The sequence below is a fragment of the Cupriavidus sp. 96C5-1 genome (assembly GCF_057798855.1).
Genome location: NZ_JBYOJU010000042.1, coordinates 63,369 through 80,089, shown reverse-complemented (window position 1 = coordinate 80,089; position 16,721 = coordinate 63,369). Strand labels below are relative to the sequence as shown.

Below are 16,721 nucleotides of genomic sequence, written 5' to 3'. Positions count from 1 at the left end.
GTCCGCTGCCCCGCCGCCGGCTTCAGCCCGGCTGGGCTTTCCCGGGCAGTGCCTGTTGCGCCGCCTTGGTCGCCGCCAGCTGCCCGACGTGCGCCGCCTGTGCCTCCTGGCACATCGAAGCCACTTCTTCCTTGAGTTTGGCGACGGGACGCGGGACATAACCCTTGCGCAGGGCCGGCGACAGCCTGAGCGTGTCGATAAAGGCATCCGACACCCGCTCGGCATTGGCTTCGAGATCGAAATCCTCGGGGGCGAAGAGCCAGTGCGACAGCATCCCGCCGATGGAGGCGTGGAATACGTTGACGGCGAGGTCGAGGTCGAGGTCGGACGGCAGCTGCCCGCGCTCCACCGCCATGCGCAGATGCCCGAGCATCTTCACCGCGCTTTCCTTGTGCGACTGGCGCTGGCGCTCGAAGATGGCGCCGTTGTCCGCCACCATTTCACACTTGTGGAACACGATCTCGAACACCCGCCGCCACTGCGGGTTTTCCACCGTCTGCCGCAGCACGAAGGCGCAGATATCGCGGATGCTGCCCAGCGGGTCTTCCTGGCTCGCGATGCGCTCCGGCGCGCACAGCGCTTCCAGCGGCAGGTGCACGCGGTCGGACATGGCGGCGAAGACATCGCTCTTGTTCTTGAAGTGCCAGTAGATGGCGCCGCGGGTCACGCCGGCCGCCTCCGCAATGTCGGCCAGCGAGGGGCGGGCCACGCCACGGGCGTGGAATACGGCCTCGGCCGCGTCGAGAATGCGATGGCGCGTTTCAAGCGCCTCTTCCTTGGTGCGTCTGACCATGATGTTCTCAGCTGCCGGCCACGCGGACCGGTCTGGTTCTGTCTCCCGGAGCGCCGGCGATGGGGGCCGCCGATGCGCGGCGTACGCTGTGCCAGTGCACTAGAACGACGGTATATGGAGCAAATATTGCCGCATTGCAACAGGTTATTACATACATGCTTGAATGTATATATAATACGCGTTCGCCTGACTTTCGGCCAGCCCATCGGCCGGACGGCACCGCAGCGCCCTCCTTTGTTTCGCGGTGCCATGTCGGCATGTCGTTACTGATTTGCAACCTTTCGTCGCAAGCGTCACGTCAGCGTTGCCAATTGTGGCTAGCATTACTCTTTTTTTGCCCGTTTCCCGGTAAACCGCCGGGCGGCGGACGGCGCCGTATCCGGACGCGACACCGGGAACGCATGCGGCCGATCTCAAATTGCCATCATGGGGTTATCGATGAGGAAGTCCCAACGTATCACTTGCGTTGCCGCTGCTGTGTTGTCGGCGCTTGCGCTTTCCGCCTGCGGTGACAAGAAGCCACAGGCCGGCGCCATGCCGCCGCCGGAAGTCGGTGTCGTAACCGTCACGCCGACCACCGTTGCCGTTGTCAATGAACTGCCGGGCCGCCTGGAAGGCGTGCGCACCGCTGAAGTGCGGGCGCGGGTCGCCGGCATCGTGCTGTCCCGCAACTATCGCGAGGGCGGTGAGGTCAAGGCCGGCCAGTTGCTGTTCAAGATAGACCCGGCGCCCTACCAGGCGCAACTCGAGTCGGCCAAGGCCAGCCTGGCCCGCGCCGAAGCCAATGCGGTGGCCGCGCGCCTGAAGGCCGAGCGCTACAAGCCGCTGGTGGCCGTCAACGCGGTCAGCAAGCAGGAGTATGACGACGCCGTCGCCGCGGCTGGCCAGGCCGCGGCGGACATCGCCTCGGCCAAGGCAGCGGTCAGCACCGCCCAGATCAATCTCGGCTACACCACCGTGACCGCGCCCATCAGTGGCCGCGTGGGCCGCGCGCTGGTCACCGAAGGCGCGCTGGTCGGCAGCGGCGAAGCCACCAAGCTGGCCACGGTCGAGCAGGTGGATCCGATCTGGGTGACCTTCACCCAGCCCGCCAGCGAAGTGATGAAGCTGCAACGTTCGATCGAGAGCGGCAAGGTCAAGGGCGTCGACGGCGGCGCGCGCGTGCACCTGTTCATCGAGGATGGCCGCGAGTACGAGCAAACCGGCAAGCTGCTGTTCTCGGACATGACGGTCGACCCGACCACGGGCGCCATCACCCTGCGCGCACAGTTCTCCAATCCCAAGCGCGAGCTGCTGTCGGGCACCTTCGTGCGCGTCAAGATCGAGCAGGGCGTGGATGAGAACGCACTGACCGTGCCGCAGCGCGCGCTGATCCGCACCGGCCAGGGCGCATCGGTGCTGGTGGTGGGCGGTGACGGCAAGGTCGCTTCGCTGCCGGTCAAGGCGCCCCAGGCAATCGGCGACAACTGGATCGTCACCGAAGGCCTCAAGGGCGGCGAGAAGGTCATCGTCGAGGGCCTGCAGAAGGTCAAGGTCGGCGCGCCCGCCAAGGCCGTGCCGTTCGTCTCGCAGACCGCCGACGCCTCGACCCCTGCCGCGCAGCCAGCCGCCAGCGGCGCTTCGGCTCCGGCCGCGGTGACCGCGGAAAAGGCCGACGCCAAGCAGGGCTAACCACAGCGCAAAACGAAGGGAGCCAGTTTTATGGCCAAGTTTTTTATTGACCGGCCGGTGTTCGCGTGGGTTCTCGCGCTGATCATCGTGCTGGGGGGCGCGCTGTCGGTCGTGCAACTGCCGATCGCCCAGTACCCCAACATCGCCCCGCCGACGATCTCGGTCACGGCGACCTACCCGGGCGCTTCCGCCAAGACGCTGGAAGACTCGGTCACCTCGGTGATCGAGCAGGAGCTCAACGGCATTCCCGGGCTGCTGTACTACAACTCCACCAGTGAATCCACCGGCCTGTCGACGATCACCATCGCCTTCCAGCCGGGCTCCAACATCGACCTGAACTCGGTCGAGGTGCAGAACCGCCTGAAGCGCGTGGAAGCGCGCCTGCCGGCGGAGGTGCGCCAGCAGGGCGTGCGCGTGGACAAGGCCGGGAACAACTACATGATGTTCCTGACGGTCACGTCCAAGTCCGGACAGGCCGATGCCATCCAGCTGGGCAACTACGTCTCGGCCAGCGTGATCGATTCGATCCGCCGCGTGCCGGGCGTGGGCCAGGCCGACCTGTTCGGCACCGAGTACGCCATGCGCATCTGGGTGGACCCGGCCAAGCTGACCGGCTTCAACCTGACGCCGCAGGACGTGACCGCTGCCATCTCGGAGCAGAACGTCCAGGTCGCCGTGGGCGAGCTGGGCGGCACGCCGTCGCCCAAGGGCACGGAGCTCAACGCCACCGTCACCACCGAAAGCCGCCTCTCCACGCCGGAGCAGTTCGCCAACATCCTGTTGCGCACGAACCCGGACGGCTCCTCGGTGCGCATCAAGGACGTCGGCCGCGTCGAGCTCGGCGGTGCCGACTACTCCACGCTGGCCCGTACCAACGGCAAGGCGTCGGCGGCCATCGCCATCAAGCTGGCCCCGAGCGGCAATGCGCTGGCCACCGCCACCGCGGTGCGCGCCAAGATGGAGGAACTCTCCAAGTTCTTCCCGGGCGACTACCAGTACACCGTTCCCTACGACACCTCGGCCTTCGTCAAGATCTCGATCGAGGAAGTGATCAAGACCCTGGTCGAAGCCGTGGTGCTGGTGTTCCTGGTGATGTACCTGTTCCTGCAGAACATCCGCGCCACCATCATCCCGACGGTGGTGGTGCCGGTGGCGCTGCTGGGCACGACCGGCATGCTGCTGGCCTTCGGCTTCTCCATCAACGTGCTGACCATGTTCGGCATGGTGCTGGCGATCGGTATCCTGGTGGACGATGCGATCGTGGTGGTGGAAAACGTCGAGCGGATCATGAGCGAGGAAGGACTCTCGCCACGCGACGCCACGCGCAAGGCCATGGGCCAGATCACCGGCGCCATCGTCGGCATCACGCTGGTGCTGACCGCGGTGTTCATCCCGATGGCGTTCTTCTCCGGCTCGGTCGGTAACATCTACCGCCAGTTCTCGCTGTCGCTGATCTCGTCGATCGCGTTCTCGGCGCTGCTGGCGCTGACGCTGACCCCGGCGCTGTGCGCGACGCTGCTCAAGCCGGTCGAGGCCGGCCACCACCACGAGAAGAAGGGTTTCTTCGGCTGGTTCAACCGCACCTTCGCCCGCGCCGCCACCGGCTACCAGGGCACGGTCGCCCGCATCCTGAAGCGTGGCGGCCGCTACCTGATCATCTACGCCCTCATCGTCGTCGGCATGGTGGTGCTGTTCAAGCGCCTGCCTTCGTCCTTCCTCCCCGAGGAAGACCAGGGCTACATGATCACGGTGGTGCAGCTGCCCAACGGCGCCACGCAGGAGCGCACCATCGGCGTGCTCAAGCAGATCGAGGACTACTACCTGCAGAAGGAATCCAAGGTGGTGGACCAGATGATCACCGTGGCAGGCTTCTCCTTCTTCGGCCGCGGCCAGAACGGCGGTATCGCGTTCGTGCGGCTCAAGGACTGGAAGGAGCGCACCGGCGCCAACGAGACCGCGCAGGCACTGGTTGGCCGGGCATTTGGCGCGCTGTCCTTCATCAAGGACGCCATCATCTTCCCGCTCAACCCGCCGGCGATTTCCGAACTGGGCAACTCCTCGGGCTTCGACTTCCGCCTGCAGGACCGCACCGGCCAGGGTCACGCCAAGCTGATGGAAGCGCGCAACATGATGCTCGGCATGGCAGCGAAGAATCCTGCGCTGGCGGGCGTACGCCCCGAAGGCCAGGAAGACGCGCCGCAGCTGCAGATCGACATCGACCGCGAGAAGGCACGCGCGCTGGGTGTCTCGGTGGCCAACATCAACTCGACGCTGGCGATCGCTTTCGGCTCCTCCTACGTCAACGACTTCATCTATGAAGGCCGTGTGCGCAAGGTGATTGCCCAGGCGGAAGGCAACGACCGCAAGCTGCCCGACGACCTGACCAAGCTGCGCGTGAAGAACAGCAAGGGCGATATGGTTGCGTTCGCTGCCTTTGCCACTTCCAAGTGGATCATGGGCTCGCCGCGCCTGGAGCGCTACAACGGCTTGCCGGCGGTGAAGATCGCGGGCCAGGCCGCGCCGGGACGCAGTACCGGCGAAGCCATGAAGATCATGGAAGAGAACTTCGCCAAGCTGCCGCCGGGCTTCGGCTTCGAGTGGTCCGGGCAATCGTATGAAGAGCGCCTGGCCGGTTCGCAGGAGCCGATGCTGTACACGCTGTCGCTGATCATCGTGTTCCTGTGCCTGGCCGCGCTCTACGAGAGCTGGTCCATCCCGGTCGCGGTGCTGCTGGTGGTGCCGCTGGGCGTGCTCGGCGCGCTGCTCGGGGTGACCTTCCGCGGCATGCCCAACGACGTGTACTTCAAGGTGGGCCTGATCGCGACCATCGGCTTGTCGGCGAAGAACGCCATCCTGATCGTGGAATTCGCCAAGGATCTGCAGGCGCAGGGCCGCAGCGTCATCGACGCTACGCTTGAAGCCGTGCACCTGCGCTTCCGCCCGATCCTGATGACCTCGATGGCCTTTATCCTGGGCGTGCTGCCACTGGCGATCGCCAGCGGCGCGGGCTCGGGTGGCCAGCGCGCCATCGGTACCAGCGTGATCGGCGGCATGATCACCGCCACGGTGCTGGCGATTTTCCTGGTGCCGGTGTTCTTCGTGGTCATCCGCAGCCGCTTCAAGGGCAGCAAGCGCGAGCAGATGCTGGACCAGCAGCGGCTCGAACCCAAAGAGGGAATCTGACAATGACAAAGACACTGACCACGCTGTTGCTGGTGGCGGGCGTCCTCTCGGGTTGCACACTGGCACCCGTTTATGAGCGCCCCGCCCCGCCGGTGGCCACGAACTTCCCGGCGGCGCCGGAAGGCTACGCGGCCGCCGAAGTCAAGAGCGGCGAAACCCGCCGCGCGAGCGATATCGGCTGGCGCGAGTTTTTCCACGACCCGCGCCTGCAGGTGCTGATCGCCACCTCGCTGGAAAACAACCGCGACCTGCGCACCGCGGCGCTGCGTATCGAGGAAGCACGCGCCCAGTACCAGGTGCAGCGTGCCGACCTGCTGCCCACGGTGAACGCCACCGGCGGCTATACGCGCCAGCGTTTCGCCGCCGCGCAGTCCGCCAACAACAAGCCCTATATCGCCGACTCCTACCAGGCGGGCGGGGCGATCTCTTCGTACGAGCTCGATTTCTTCGGCCGCGTGCGCAGCCTCTCCAACGCGGCCCTGGCGCAGTATTTCGCCACCGAGGAAGCACGCCGTTCGGCGCAGATCTCGCTGGTCTCGGAAGTGGCCAAGGCCTATCTGTCGGAGCGCTCGAACGCCGAGCAGTATGAACTGGCCCAGGTCACGCTGAAGACGCGCGACGATACGCTGAAACTGGCGCGGCAGCGCTTCGAGGCGGGCGCCACCTCGGCGCTGGACCTGCGCGACAACGAGTCGCTGGTGGCGCAGGCACGCGTGTCCGCCGCGCAGCTGGCACGCCAGCGCGCGCAGGCGCAGAACGCGCTCGAAGTGCTGGTGGGCAAGCCCATCGGCAGCATCGAGAACCTGCCCGCGCCGATGCGCCTGTCGGACGAACGCATCATCAGCGACATCCCGGCCGGGCTGCCGTCGGACCTGCTCGAGCAGCGTCCCGACATCCGCCAGGCCGAGCAACTGCTGCTGTCGGCCAATGCCAATATCGGCGCGGCGCGCGCGGCCTTCTTCCCGCGCATCACGCTCACCGCCAACGCCGGCGCGATCAGCCCGACCTTCTCGCGGCTGTTCGATGCCGGCACCGGCGCGTGGTCGTTTGCGCCGCAGCTGGTGCTGCCGATCTTCGACTACGGCCGCAATCTGTCCAACCTGGATCTCTCCAACGTCCGCAAGAACATCCAGATCGCCAACTACGAGAAGACCATCCAGACGGCCTTCGGCGAAGTGGCGGATGCACTGGTGGCGCGCGGCACGCTGGAAGAGCAGGTGACGAGCCAGGAGCAGGTGCGCGACGCCGAGGCGGCGCGTTATGAGCTGTCGCTGATGCGCTTTCGCAACGGCGTGGCCAGCCAGCTCGACCAGCTCGACGCGCAGCGTCAGCTGTTCTCCGCCGACCAGGCGCTGATCCAGGCGCGGCAGCTGCGCCTGAACAACGCCATCGACCTGTACCGGTCGCTTGGCGGCGGCCTGACCGAGACCGGTCCGGTGGCGTCGGCCGAGGGCATCAAGCCGGCGGTGACCACGCAGTAAGACAGACAGTTTTTTCGTCCTGCCATCGGAGCGATCCGCTCCGATGGCCTCGAAGCGAAGCGCCGACCGCGCTTCGCTTTTTTTATTCCGGCTGGCTTCCCGCCTTCGGTGTGGTTCTGTCCCGGTTGCCGCGCATTTCCCCGATAGGATTTCCGAATCGCACCGCATGCGCTAGCATGACGTTGCCGCGCCCCCTCAACCCCCGCCTGCAGGAAGCCTGCCATGGAAGCACGTGCGCTCGGAGTCGACGATCTGGAACTGGTCTGCCGCCATCGTGAGGCAATGTTCCGCGAGTCCGGGCGCAGCGACGACGTGCTCCGGACCATGACGGCGCAATTCCGTCCCTGGCTGGCGCCGCGCCTGCGCGACGGCAGCTACTTCGGCTTCGTGCTGATGGACGGGGGAGAGGCCGTGGCCGGCATCGGCCTGATGGCGATCGACTGGCCGCCGCATCCGTCCCATCCCACCCAGGACAAGCGTGGCTACGTGCTGAACGTCTACGTGGAGCAGGCGTACCGCAAGCAGGGCCTGGGCCGGCGGCTGATGCAACTGGCGGAGGACGAATTCGCCGAGCGCAAGCTCCAGTTCGCGATCCTGCATGCCACGGAAATGGGCCGGCCCTTGTATGTGGCGCTGGGCTGGCATGCGACCACCGAGATGGCCAAGGCCGTTGGCGCATAGCGCGGGCTATAACGCTAGCCGCCCCAGCGGAACGACAGCGTATCGTCCGCCGCCCGCATGGCACGCACGCCCCACCTGCCGCATTCGCGGTCCAGCGTGGCGCACAGCCAGGACACGCCCTCTTGCGGCGCCCGGCGCAGGCGGAACCGGTGGATCTGCATCGGTACGGCGGCCAGCTCGCGCAGGCTGCCGGTCGCGGCATCGACGAGGGGGAAGTACATCAGCGACAGGTCGGGCCGGTAGCGCTCGTGTCCGGCGATGCCTTCGTAATCGTTGAGAAAGTCGCCGCAGCCGTAGAGGATCAGCCGGTCGCGATACACCTCGATGCCCTTGATGTGATGGGACGAGTGGCCGTACACGATGTCCGCGCCGGCCACATCGATCAGCCGGTGCGCGAAGGCCTGCTCCTGCCGCGAAATCTCGAAGCCCCAGTTGCCGCCCCAGTGCAGCGATACCACTTTGATATCCCCCGCCGCACTTGCCGCCAGCGTCTGGCGGGCGACATCGTCGGCGGCCTGCGTTGAAATCTCCGCCAGAAAGCCGATGCCGGCGCGCCGTCCGCCAGCCGCCCAGTCCGGCGGGGCCCCGCTGGTGGCGGTCGCGTAGGCAAACACCAGGACCCTGCCGCCGCGCGCGAGATCGATCGCGGCGGGCGCGGCGGCTTGCGCCGCGTTGCGGCCGGCGCCCGCGGTGCGCACGCCCGCCGCATGCAGGGAGGCCAGCGTTTCGTCCAGCCCGGCGCGTCCCCAGTCCAGCACGTGGTTGTTCGCCAGCACGCAGCAATCGATGCGGGCGCTGGCGATGCACGGCAGGTTGGCGGGATGCATGCGGTAGTGGATGCCCTTGCCTGGCTGCGCATCCTCGCTCGTGGTGACGGCTGTTTCCAGGTTGATGATGCGTGCCTGCGGCTGGAAACGCTCGAGCACGCCGAGCGCGTCGCCCCAGGGATAGGACGGGTCGACGGGGCGGCGCAGCGCCCCGGCCGCGCGCTCCGCCAGTTCGACGTAGCCGATGGCCGAATGCACCCACGCCTCGAACAGGTGCGGCTTGCCCGGATGCGGCAGGATCTGGTCGATGCCGCGGCCGGTCATCACGTCGCCGCACAGGAACAAACGCACGCCCGTGCCGTCGCCGGCCGGGTCCGTACCATCGGTAGCGGTCCGGGAAACTTCGCCCATCATGCACTTCCTTTCCAGCGGGCGTGAGCACGCGGGCAGGCGACGGATCGCCTGCGCGCGGGACGGCCCCGCATGCCAATTCTGCGCCGGAATCCATGCCGCGCGCCGGTAGCCGGCAAGGATTTTCAACCCCGCCGGCGTCGCTCCCGCCGTTGCGCGCCGAATGTGCAGCCGGGCAAGCTCGCGGGCGGCATCAGAGCGGCGGCGTGTCCTTGAACGCGGCAAGCTGCTCCGCCGCGGCGCTGAACGACGCCAGCACCGGATACGCCGATGCATCGACCTCTTCCGGCAGCATCATCTGCGTAAAGCGCCACGCTACGGCGGTGGTCACGTCAGCCTGCGTGAGCGTGCGCTCGTCCGCCGGAAGCGCCACCCCTGCCAGTTCCGTTTCCAGCGCCGAGCAGGCGGCGAGCAACTGGCCCCGCACCCGCGCGAGCCACGGCTCGTGCTGCTTCTCGGCGGGGCGCAGATTGCGCTCATAGACGATCTGCACCGTCTTTTCGCATGCGGCCAGCGCCAGCCCGGCGACGCGCAGGGCATGCTGCCGCGCGCTGCCGCCGGCCGGCATCAGGCTGCGCCCGGCCTGCGTTTCGAGATAGTCGAGAATCAGGCCCGACTCCATCAGCACCACGCCGTTGTCGCAAACCAGGGTGGGCGCCTTCACCACCGGGTTGATGGCGCGGAACTGCTCGAAGGTGCTGAAGACCGAGACCGGTTGGTGTTCGAAGGGCATATCCAGCAGCCGCAGCGAAATGGCGACGCGGCGTACATAGGGTGAATCGAGCATGCCGATGAGTTGCATCCTGTCCTCCTGGGCGGGGTTGCGGCTCTCGCTACCGATACGGCGACACCGCCATCGATACCGGATATGTCGAGCCGGATGTCTTCCAGCATAATGGCATCGCCGGGCGCGGCATATGGCAAGGCATTGGAAAATGGCGCGGCGCACCGATGAATCATCGGCGCCGCGCACGGGGCATGGGAGCCGCGGATGGAGCTGGACAAGAAAGACCGATTGATCCTCGAGGCACTGCAGGCCGACGCGCGGCAGAGCCTGGCGGCGCTCGGCAAGCGCATCGGGCTGTCGCAGCCGGCCATGAGCGAGCGCGTGCGCAAGCTGGAAGACGCGGGCGTGATCGAAGGCTATGGGGCGCGCGTGAACCTGCGGGCGGTGGGCGTGGGCCTGCAGGCCATCATCCACATCGAGACCACGCATGCGCACATCCAGAAATACGTGAAGCTGTTCGAGACCATGCCGGAAGTGCTGATGGCCGATCGCGTCACCGGCGAGCATTGCTTTATCGTCCGTTGCGCCATTGCCGATCCGGCGGACCTGGAGCGCGTGGTCGACACGCTCGCGGCCCACGGCTCGGTCACCACGTCGCTGGTGCTGTCGAGTCCGGTGCGCAAGACCGTGACGATCCAGGCGGCGAGGTTGCCGGTGAAGTGATGCGTGGCGTTCTCGAGCGTTCCAATGAGGGGAGAGGGAGTGAAAGCTGTCGTCATTGCAGACGGTTTTGGCGCATCCTGACCGCTTTGTGGCTCCCCTCTCCCGCCCGCGGGAGCTTCTCCAGCGTGCAGGACGCGCCGATTTCGCTGCCGTGCATTTCACGAGCCTTGGACATCCCCCTCAGAACTTGTATGTCGCCGCCACGAACACGATGACCGGGTTCGGGCTGAGGCTCGCCTTGGAGGTGGACAGCACCGTGCCGTCCGACGCCTTGATGACCATCGACGACGTGGTCTTGAGCGGGATATAGGTCACCGAGGCGCTCAGGCCCCACTGGTCCGTGATGGCGAACGAGCCGCCCAGGTTGAACACCGGCGCGAACGCGTTCGATGCCTTGGCCTCCACCGAGGTCGGCCCGGGCTTGCCGGCGCCGGCGGCCAGGGTCGCGCCCAGGTTGTTGTTGACGGAAGCGGCGAAGGCCGGGTTCAGCTCGATATTGGTGAAGAAGTTATACGACACGCCAATGCCGATGAAGGGCCGCACCCGCGCGGTGGGCTCGAAGAAGTGATATTGCACCATCGCCGCCGGGCTCCACTGGCGCGCGCTGCTGATGATCGGGTTGATGTTGGCGTCCCCCAGCGGCTGCTGCCCCAGCGCGCCGGCCGGGCCCGGCGGGATCAGGTTGCCGTGGCCGTAGAGCTTGAACTTGGGCGGAATGCCGCCCACCGTGGCCAGCGCGATATGGTCGGTAAAGAAATGGCTGAAGGTCAATCCCACGGTGTCGGCGTTGGATGTGCTGATGCTGCTGCCCGGCGCCGAGAACGACGACGGCAGGCCCAGCGGGCCGTTGATCGGCACGTCGATCACGCTGGTGGTGAACGGGCCGCTGTTGCCGGCGGTACGGATATGGAACCAGCCCAGCGCCACCACGTTGTCACCTGCCTTCTGCGCCTGCGCGGCGGGTATGCCGCCGAGCCAGGCCAGGGTGGCGATCAGCAGCGATGCCGCCAGGCGAAAGGGTTTCGTCGTCACTGTCATGGTGTCTTCCCCGAAGCGTTTATCGTTGATTTTTCCGGACCACGCGGCGGTCATTGCACGAAGGCGCCGATGGTGAAATACGGGCCGCCGCTGCGCGACTCGAGAAAGCCGAACACGCCGCCGGCAAAGATGAACTTGCCGGTGGGATCGCTGGCCGAGCCGTTCTTGCGCGTGGTCGTCACCACGCCGGCGGTCTGTTGCGAGAAGTCCAGCTTGAGCGCGACCGCCAGCGAGGCGTCCGAGGGATGGAAGGGGTCGAGCATGGCGGCGTCGGCAGCCACCAGCGCCGTGGTGCGGTAGTCGAAGTTGCTGTCCACGCCCACGTATTCGCCATTGACCGTGCCCTGCGTGACGGCCACCGCCGGCGCCATCATGCCGATGCCGATCTCGTCGTCCGCGCCCAGCGGCATGCCGTTGGTGACCGAGCCGTTGGCGTAGCCCACGCGGATCATCACCGGCACCAGCTGGCCGCGCAGCTTGCCGACGATCAGGTAGGCGCGGCCCAGGGTGGCGCCGAGCGTGGGCGGACTGAGCTCGCCCTGGTAGTTGGCCGACATCAGGCTGCCATTGGCCTGCGGCACGAAGTTCTTGCCCTTCTGCGAACAGGTGCCGCCCGCCTTGTTGTCGCACACCTGGAAGGCGCCGTCGGCCGCCAGCGCCATGCGGTAATCCTGCGCCACGGTCTGGAAGTTCTTCGACGGCACTTCGTGGAAGCCAGAGCCGTTGTACTGGCCGGCAATCTTGCTCAGGTCGGTCTCGGTCTGCGCGAAGCCGATGAACTGGAAGTAGGGGAAGGTGGTGTCCGGTACCTTGCCGGCGCCCAGCACGCCATCGAACTGGATGCGCGCGCCGGGGATGGTGCCGCCCGCCACGCCATCGCCCACGAACAGCCGCGCCGGCCGGCTCGGATCCAGGCTGGCGCCGTTGAGCTGGAATGCGCACTGGTTGAGCTTCTCGGTGGGCAGGCCGGTTTCTTGCGACAGCGTGCCCGTCATCACGTTCTGGCCGCCGGTGGTGTCGCTGCGCGTAGGCTGCACCGTACCGGTCTTGCGCGGCACCGATGAATCGAGGAAAGTCACCGCCCAGGTCTTCCTGGTGGTGTCGATCTGCACCTTGACCAGCTCGCCCGAGCCGGTACCGCCGGTGAAGGTGGTGGCGTAATCCAGCGAGGCCGGGCACAGGCGCACCGGGATCGCCGCCGCGGTACTGGTGCTGGTGGTGTCGCCACCCCCGCCGCCGCCGCAGGCGGCCAGCAGGGCCGCGCCCAGCAGTGCCGCGCCATAGCGCAACCAGCGGCCGGGCGCGCGTTGCGTGTCGCGCGCGCGAGGCGTGGCGAGCGGCCGCTGGCCGCGATGATGCTGCTCCTTATCCTGCAGGGGGTGCTGATGCATGATCTTTGTCTCCTGAAGCGCTGTTTCGCGCGGATGCTTTATGTGTGATTTTTTTCTTCGTGCACGGCGGCCCTCCTGGCCGCCGCCGCGAGGCCGCCTCAGGGGCTCGCGAACACGCTCACGCGGAAGGTCGGATTGCCGCCGCCGGTGCCGGCCAGGTGGGCGAACACGTGGCCGGTCGAGATCAGCGCGCCCGTGGTGCCGCTGTTGTCCACCGTGGTCACCAGGCCCGGCGTGGCCTGCGTCAGGTCGAGCTGGTAGCCGCCCCTGGCGTTCATGGTGAGCGGATCGATCAGCGCGACGGCATTGCCTTGCACGATCGAGGCGGTGTAGACCAGGTCGCTGCCGGAGCCCACGTAGCCGCCGTTGAGTTGTGCATTGCTCAGCTTGCTGGCGGGCGCGAGCATAGCCAGGCCGGACTCGTCGTCGACGTTGATGCTCAGGATGGAGTCCACCTGCGCATAGCCCACCCGGATCAGCAGCGGCACCAGCGCGCCATTGAGCTTGCCCACCACCAGCACGCCCTTGGCCCGGCTGGCGTTGCCGGACGTGATGGCCTGGCTGTAGAAGGCCGGGTAGCGGCGGGTGCCGCTGGCATTGCTGCTCTCGAAGGCGCCGTCGTTCTGCGCGCGCGGCGTCCAGGGGTTGCCCGTGGTGACGCAGCTGCCTGCGCCGGCGGTGCAGCTGCCATCGGCATTCAGGGTCTCCACGGTGCGCGCCGTGGCGGGCGCGAAATTGGTGACCGGTCCGATCAAGGCGCCGCCGGACGGCACCTGGTGGTAGCCCAGCACGTTGTAGGTGCCGGCCACCTTGGTGAAATCGGTCTCTGTCTGCGCGAAGGCCAGCACCGGGTAGATCGGGAAGGTCCTGGCGGGAATGACGCCGAAGCCCAGCAGCCCGTCGAAGGAAATCGTCGCGCCCGGAATGCCGCCGCCGGCGACGCCGTTGCCGACGAAGATCACCGGCGGATTGGCCGGGTCGATGATCGCCTGCGAGGCATTATCGGAAGGCGCGGCGCTTTGCAGGGCCAGCGCACAGCGATTCTGTTCCGCGCTGGGTAGCGAAGTGAGATGCGCGATCTTGCCGGTGAAGGTCACGCCGGCGCGTGTGGGGCTCACGCTCTTGATGGCCTTTGGCACCGGCGACTCGATGATCTGCAGCCGATAGGTCATGGCGCTGGTGTCGAACTGCATCTTGACGAATTCCCCTGCGCCGGAGCCGCCCGTGTAGACCGTCGAGTAATCGAGCGAAGCCGGACACAGCGGCGCGGCAGCCGGTCCTGTCGGCGTGGCGCCCGTGGCGGGGCAGCTGCTGGTGCTGGCGCAGGATGCGACATTGGCGCTGCCGGGGCTGGCAACGCCGTCGCCGCCGCAGGCGGCGAGCGTCAGTGCGAGGCTCGTGCCAGCCATCGCTGCAAGGCCTCTGCATGCATTCAGACGGGCCATGACTTGTCTCCTTTCTCGTTGCTTTGTTTTTGCTTTGTTATGGGTTTTGTCTTGCTCGACCTGCCGGTCCTGCCGGCTTTTCACGCCGCTTCCGGTGCAGCGACTCTCGCCGCTGGCCCGCGCGAGCGTCAATAGAGCGCCCGTTCCAAACAGGCCGCACCGAGCGCCTGCCACGGCCGGGCAAGTGCCTGCGCCGCTTGTTCAAACCACTGCGCGTGCGCCGGCGCGTACGGATCCACCGGAACCCGCAGCGGCATCAGAACCTGTAGTCGCTGTTCTTCGCATCGAAGGCGCCGGCATCGAATGTCTTGCGCGCAGCCTTCTCGAAGACGATCTTCTCGACCATGTTGCCGTCGGCATCCCACGCGGTTTCCACGCGCGGCCACGGGTTCTTCAGGTCCAGCATCAACTGCACGCGCTTGGCGTAGTAGCGTGGCGCGCCGGCGGGCAGCTCCCAGGTCAGGGCCACCATGCGCATGCCTTGTTCCTGCACGACCTCGGCGCGCGTGAATCTTTCCGTCAGGCCCGCCGCCCGCAGCGACCCGGCATTGCGCTCGAGCATCGCCACCACATACTGGAAGCCCAGGTCGCGCACCGTGTGGTTGGACTGCGCGCGCGCGATGGTGCCGTCGAGCGCGATCCACATCGAGGTGAAGCCCATCAGGCCGCCGAGATGGCCGTACATCTCATCCTTGCGCTGCGTTTCGTCGTAGAGGATTTCCTGGCCGGCCTGGCTGCCGCCCGGCAGCCACCTGGCGTAGAGCTGGCGCGGCGAATGGCGGTAGCGGATCATCATGCGTGCGGGCTGGTCCTGCCACTGGCCATTGAGCCGTTCCTGGCGCGTCATCCAGTATTCGTACTCGGGATAGCGGTTCATCTCGGCCTTGGCCCAGAGCAGCGGCGTTTCGGGCTGCAGGGCGTTGAATACCGCGAGCAACTGGTCGTCCGCCAGCCTGGCCAGCTCGCCGCTGGCCACTTGCTTCGAGAACAGCGCGGCCTGCTGCCTGGCGGAGAGTCCGTCGAAGGCGGTGCCGGAGCCCGAGGGCATGGTGGCGGCCGCAGGCACGGTGCCGCCGCCGGGCTGTGCAAGGGCCGGCAAGGCCAGCGCGATCGCGCAGGTGCCGGCCAGCAGGCGCAGCAAGGGGGATGGCGCTCTGGTGCGGGATGCGCTCGGTGCATCGGCGTGCGAAGGCTTCACGGTCAAGGTCTCCTGTGATGGCGCTGGCTTGCCGGAACGCAGGCGACAGCGGGCCATGCGCGTGCGCGGGACGCACGCGTGTGGTCAACGAAGCAGGTTGCCTGGGCGCGGTTCGCCTACGGCCCGCCAAGCGCGGATCGTGCGGATAGCGTGGCGACGTGGCTACGCGGCTCGGGCAGCGGATGAGCGCGGCTCGGCTTGCGCCGGCGGGTCGGCCGGCGCTGCCGCGCCCCTAGGTTCTGGAGCGGGTGCGCATCCAGTCGTCGAGCGGATTGCTCGGGAAGACGATGGGGTGCTCGCGCGCGCCTCGCACCGCCATGCTGGCGACCGCGGCGCGCGTGGCGTCCTCATTGCGGGCCGCCCGGCGGTTCCTGCGGGCGGCAGCGGCCTGGGTGTCGGCGCGCAGCGCCTGCTCCGCCACCAATGCGCTCAACGCGGCCTGCTGTGCGCGTGCCATGGCGTGCTGGTTTTCGCCGATCTGATACACGTCCTGCAGCGCGCAGAGCTGCTGGCTGGCAGGCACGGGTGCCTTCAGCGCGGCCACCACCATGGCGCTCAACTGTGCGAGCACATGCGCGTCGCTCAGGTCCTTGCCCTGCGTGAACGCCGGCAGCAGGTTGCCGAGTTCATCGCCGGCCAGCACGCCGGCCACCGCCTTGAGCGCGAAGTTCAGGCGCCATCCCAGTTCCTGCGGCGGGATCTCCGGCAGGGCGCGGGCGAAGGCGTCGGAGAAGCGGCCGAACACCGGCGCATAGTGCCCAAGCAGGTAGGACTGGATAAAGGGGGAGGTGTCCGAATACACGCGCCCCAGCAGCCGCAGGAACGACGGGCCGCCGGCCTCGGGCTCGCGCGCCATCTGCAGTGCGGGCACGAACAGCGCGCCCATGACGTGTTCGCAGCGGATTTCCTTGCCCGGCCAGCGGGCCTCGCAGGCGTCGAGCAGTGCAAGGCGCCGCGTATTGAGCGGGTCCAGCCGGCGGCCCAGGACCGCCTGCATCATGATTTCCTTGCTGCGGAAGTGATAGTTGACCGCGGCCAGATTGACGATCGCGCGAGATGTCACTTGCCGCAGCGAGGTGGCTTCATAGCCAACCTCGATAAACAAGCGCTCGGTTGCGTCGAGAATACGGGCCTTGGTGTCTCCTGCCGTGCCTTTCCCGGTCTTCATAGGGGGCGTGTCTCGTATTGTCATGCAGTGGACCCCTTGCCAAT

At 67.1% G+C, this 16,721-nt stretch carries 13 protein-coding genes; 5 read left to right on the top strand and 8 right to left on the bottom strand.

Annotation, left to right across the window (positions count from 1 at the left end; genetic code table 11):
- Positions 1 to 22: 22 nt before the first annotated feature.
- Positions 23 to 793: a TetR family transcriptional regulator gene (locus AC3FOF_RS34115; protein ID WP_017227204.1), complete on the bottom strand. Its 771-nt coding sequence runs from the start codon at positions 791 to 793 to the stop codon at positions 23 to 25.
- Between the two features lie 438 nt (positions 794 to 1,231).
- On the opposite strand from AC3FOF_RS34115, the gene AC3FOF_RS34110 reads away from it, so the two are divergent.
- From AC3FOF_RS34110 to AC3FOF_RS34095, 4 genes are all read left to right on the top strand, one after another.
- Positions 1,232 to 2,464, top strand: coding sequence for an efflux RND transporter periplasmic adaptor subunit (locus tag AC3FOF_RS34110; protein ID WP_276263284.1), 1,233 nt, complete (start codon positions 1,232 to 1,234; stop codon positions 2,462 to 2,464).
- Positions 2,465 to 2,494: 30 nt separating this feature from the next.
- Positions 2,495 to 5,647 carry an efflux RND transporter permease subunit gene (locus tag AC3FOF_RS34105; protein WP_017227202.1) on the top strand — a complete coding sequence of 1,051 codons (3,153 nt, stop codon included), beginning with the start codon at positions 2,495 to 2,497 and terminating at the stop codon, positions 5,645 to 5,647.
- A gap of 2 nt (positions 5,648 to 5,649) precedes the next feature.
- Positions 5,650 to 7,128, top strand: coding sequence for an efflux transporter outer membrane subunit (locus AC3FOF_RS34100; RefSeq protein ID WP_017227201.1), 1,479 nt, complete (start codon positions 5,650 to 5,652; stop codon positions 7,126 to 7,128).
- Positions 7,129 to 7,350: 222 nt separating this feature from the next.
- Entirely contained in the window at positions 7,351 to 7,809 is a 459-nt protein-coding gene (locus tag AC3FOF_RS34095) for a GNAT family N-acetyltransferase (RefSeq protein WP_276263283.1), read from the top strand.
- Positions 7,810 to 7,823: 14 nt separating this feature from the next.
- Here AC3FOF_RS34095 and AC3FOF_RS34090 read toward each other — a convergent pair whose 3' ends face one another.
- Together AC3FOF_RS34090 and AC3FOF_RS34085 are read right to left on the bottom strand one after the other, a co-directional pair.
- Positions 7,824 to 8,987 carry a CapA family protein gene (locus tag AC3FOF_RS34090; protein ID WP_488729118.1) on the bottom strand — a complete coding sequence of 388 codons (1,164 nt, stop codon included), beginning with the start codon at positions 8,985 to 8,987 and terminating at the stop codon, positions 7,824 to 7,826.
- Between the two features lie 193 nt (positions 8,988 to 9,180).
- The gene (locus AC3FOF_RS34085) at positions 9,181 to 9,789 is read right to left on the bottom strand and encodes a glutathione S-transferase (protein WP_488729113.1); all 609 of its coding nucleotides are present in this window, start codon (positions 9,787 to 9,789) and stop codon (positions 9,181 to 9,183) included.
- 189 nt (positions 9,790 to 9,978) lie between these two features.
- Between AC3FOF_RS34085 and AC3FOF_RS34080 the strand changes: the two genes are divergently transcribed.
- Positions 9,979 to 10,437: an Lrp/AsnC family transcriptional regulator gene (locus AC3FOF_RS34080; RefSeq protein WP_276265688.1), complete on the top strand. Its 459-nt coding sequence runs from the start codon at positions 9,979 to 9,981 to the stop codon at positions 10,435 to 10,437.
- Positions 10,438 to 10,617: 180 nt separating this feature from the next.
- Here AC3FOF_RS34080 and AC3FOF_RS34075 read toward each other — a convergent pair whose 3' ends face one another.
- From AC3FOF_RS34075 to AC3FOF_RS34055, 5 genes are all read right to left on the bottom strand, one after another.
- A complete protein-coding gene (locus AC3FOF_RS34075; RefSeq protein ID WP_017230783.1) occupies positions 10,618 to 11,475 on the bottom strand; it encodes an OmpW/AlkL family protein in 858 nt (285 codons plus the stop codon).
- Positions 11,476 to 11,525: 50 nt separating this feature from the next.
- Positions 11,526 to 12,866, bottom strand: a complete 1,341-nt coding sequence (locus AC3FOF_RS34070; protein ID WP_276265687.1) for a DUF2957 domain-containing protein — start codon at positions 12,864 to 12,866, stop codon at positions 11,526 to 11,528.
- 98 nt (positions 12,867 to 12,964) lie between these two features.
- Positions 12,965 to 14,311 carry a DUF2957 domain-containing protein gene (locus AC3FOF_RS34065; protein WP_488729112.1) on the bottom strand — a complete coding sequence of 449 codons (1,347 nt, stop codon included), beginning with the start codon at positions 14,309 to 14,311 and terminating at the stop codon, positions 12,965 to 12,967.
- Positions 14,312 to 14,567: 256 nt separating this feature from the next.
- On the bottom strand, positions 14,568 to 15,449 hold the full coding sequence (locus AC3FOF_RS34060; RefSeq protein ID WP_488729117.1) for a DUF1571 domain-containing protein: 882 nt from the start codon (positions 15,447 to 15,449) through the stop codon (positions 14,568 to 14,570).
- Between the two features lie 292 nt (positions 15,450 to 15,741).
- Positions 15,742 to 16,677 carry a TetR/AcrR family transcriptional regulator gene (locus AC3FOF_RS34055; RefSeq protein ID WP_488729111.1) on the bottom strand — a complete coding sequence of 312 codons (936 nt, stop codon included), beginning with the start codon at positions 16,675 to 16,677 and terminating at the stop codon, positions 15,742 to 15,744.
- Positions 16,678 to 16,721: the final 44 nt, after the last annotated feature.